This window comes from Streptomyces sp. NPDC059456, assembly GCF_042750055.1.
In the GTDB taxonomy this organism is placed as follows: domain Bacteria; phylum Actinomycetota; class Actinomycetes; order Streptomycetales; family Streptomycetaceae; genus Streptomyces.
Window position 1 is genome coordinate 1 of record NZ_JBHYVA010000404.1, and the last position, 2,009, is coordinate 2,009.

Genomic DNA, 2,009 nt, shown 5'->3' on the forward strand with positions numbered 1-2,009 from the left:
GTACGGGTGCATGAGGGCCCGCGCCGGCGCGTGAGGCGCCGGGGGTCCCCCGAGCGGTTGCCGGGGGAGGGCGCGGGCGCGTCGCGAGGGCGGCGCCCCCGCGGCGGCGCCGCGCCCGCTCCGTCAGGCGCGGATCGCCCCGGCCAGGGCGGACAGGAAGGCGACCACCTCGGAGGGACCGTTCAGGACCAGGTCGGCGCGGGTGGCGAGTTCGGGGACCTCGGCCGATCCGCTGGCCACCAGCAGCCCCGGCATGCCGTCCGTCCGCAGCTTCTCCACCGCCGCGTACGCCGCGAGGTCGCCCAGGTCGTCCCCCGCGTACAGGACCGCTTCGGCGCCCGTCTCCGCCAGGTACTCGGTCAGGGCCACGCCCTTGTCCATCCCCGGCGGCCGCAGCTCCAGGACCGCCCGCCCCGGCTCCACCATCAGTCCGTGGCGCGCCGCCAGCTCGGCCAGGGGTTCGCGCAGGGCGGCGAAGGCGGCGTCCGGGTCGGCGGCCCGCCGGGTGTGGACGGCCAGGGCCCGGCCCTTCTCCTCGATCCAGGTGCCGCGCCAGGCTCCGATGGAGTCCAGGAAGCCGGGCAGTTCCGCCCGTACGGCGGCGACCCCGGGGTGCTCGGCCGGGGCGTGGACGATGCCGGTCACCGCGTCCCAGCGTTCGGCCCCGTAGTGGCCGAGGACGACCAGGTGCTCCAGTCCGGCGGCGCCGGCGAAGCCCCCGTAGCGGACCGCGACCCCCGCGGGGCGACCGGTGATCACGGCCACGGAGGCGACCTCCGGGGCCAGGGCGGACAGGGCCCCGACGGCTCCGGGGTGGGCCCGTGCCTGGTCGGGGTCCGGGACGATGTCGGCGAGGGTGCCGTCGAAGTCGAGCGCGACCACGGAACGGCGCGGTGCGCGGAGGAGGGCTTCGAGTCCCTCGCGTCCGGCGGCGGTGACGGGCATCGGCATGCTGTGCGGATGGCTCCCCATGGGGACGACCCTAACGGGCGCGCCGGGCCACGGCTACGGCGCGCGCAGCCCCGCCCGCGCCGTGAAGGGCCCCGCCGGGCCGGTCCGCGGGCCCGCGCCGTGCGGCCCCCGCCGGGGCCGCTCGGGGGCCCGGCGCCCCGGCCGGGGGTGCGGCGGCCGTCAGCGCCGGGCCCGCTGGGCTTCGCGGATGCGGCGCAGCCGGTTGACGGTGCCGGGTGCGTGGGCCAGGGCCCGCGGATCGTCCATCAGCACGTTGAGCAGCTGGTAGTAGCGGACCGGGGTCATCCCCAGCCCTTCCCGTATCGCCCGCTCCTTGGCGCCGGGCCCGGGCCAGGTGCGTCCCTCGTACGCGAGGACCGCGGCCTCGGTGGCCGTCAGCCCCTCGTCGTCCGTCATACCGCCAGATTAACGCCGCCCTCCGACAGCGGGCCGGTCAGTGGGCGTCGGCCTTGCGGGCCGACTCGGCGATGTCCTCCAGGACCTTCGCCGGCTGTCCGCCCGGCTGCACGGTCTTGCCGATGTTCTTCTTGACGTCCTCGCTCACCCCGGCCCAGGACTTCTTGCCGACCGGGTAGAGGCGGGCGTTCGGCAGGGCCTGCAGGAACGTCTTGAGCTGGATCGCCGCGCCGCCGGTGCTGGAGTCCATGGCCCGGTAGCCGCTGGTCGTGACCGGCAGCAGGTCGTACTTGTTGGTGAAGGCCGTCTGGTTCTTCGCCTGGTACAGGTAGTCGAGGAACTTGCCGGACTCCTTGCGGTGGCCGTTCTTGAAGGCCATCACCCAGTCCGCGACGCCCATCGCGGGGTGGTCGGCCCCGTCCTCGCCCGGCAGGGCCACCATGCCGAACTTCACGCCCTTGGCCGCCGCCTGCTTCAGCAGCGTGGGGTGGCCGTTGAGCATGCCGACCTCGCCGCGCGTGAAGGCGTCGAAGGCGGCCTGCCGGTCCGTCTTCGACGGCTCCGAGGGGCCGGGCAGCCCCCGGGCGACCCCCGTTTGGCGCCGGAACACGAATGTGTTTACGTTGTCCCGGGTGTCGCTA

General features: G+C 75.5%; 3 protein-coding genes. All 3 read right to left on the minus strand.

The features are described 5' to 3' along the window. Positions 1-123: 123 nt before the first annotated feature. Positions 124-972, minus strand: coding sequence for a trehalose-phosphatase (otsB, locus tag ACFXA3_RS28295; protein WP_385191295.1), 849 nt, complete (start codon positions 970-972; stop codon positions 124-126). Between the two features lie 159 nt (positions 973-1,131). Further along, complete coding sequence (locus ACFXA3_RS28300) at positions 1,132-1,368, minus strand: DUF3263 domain-containing protein (RefSeq protein WP_054225735.1); 237 nt, start codon at positions 1,366-1,368, stop codon at positions 1,132-1,134. 37 nt (positions 1,369-1,405) lie between these two features. After that, the coding region (locus ACFXA3_RS28305) for an extracellular solute-binding protein (protein ID WP_385191296.1) at positions 1,406-2,009 on the minus strand (604 nt) is incomplete at its 5' end.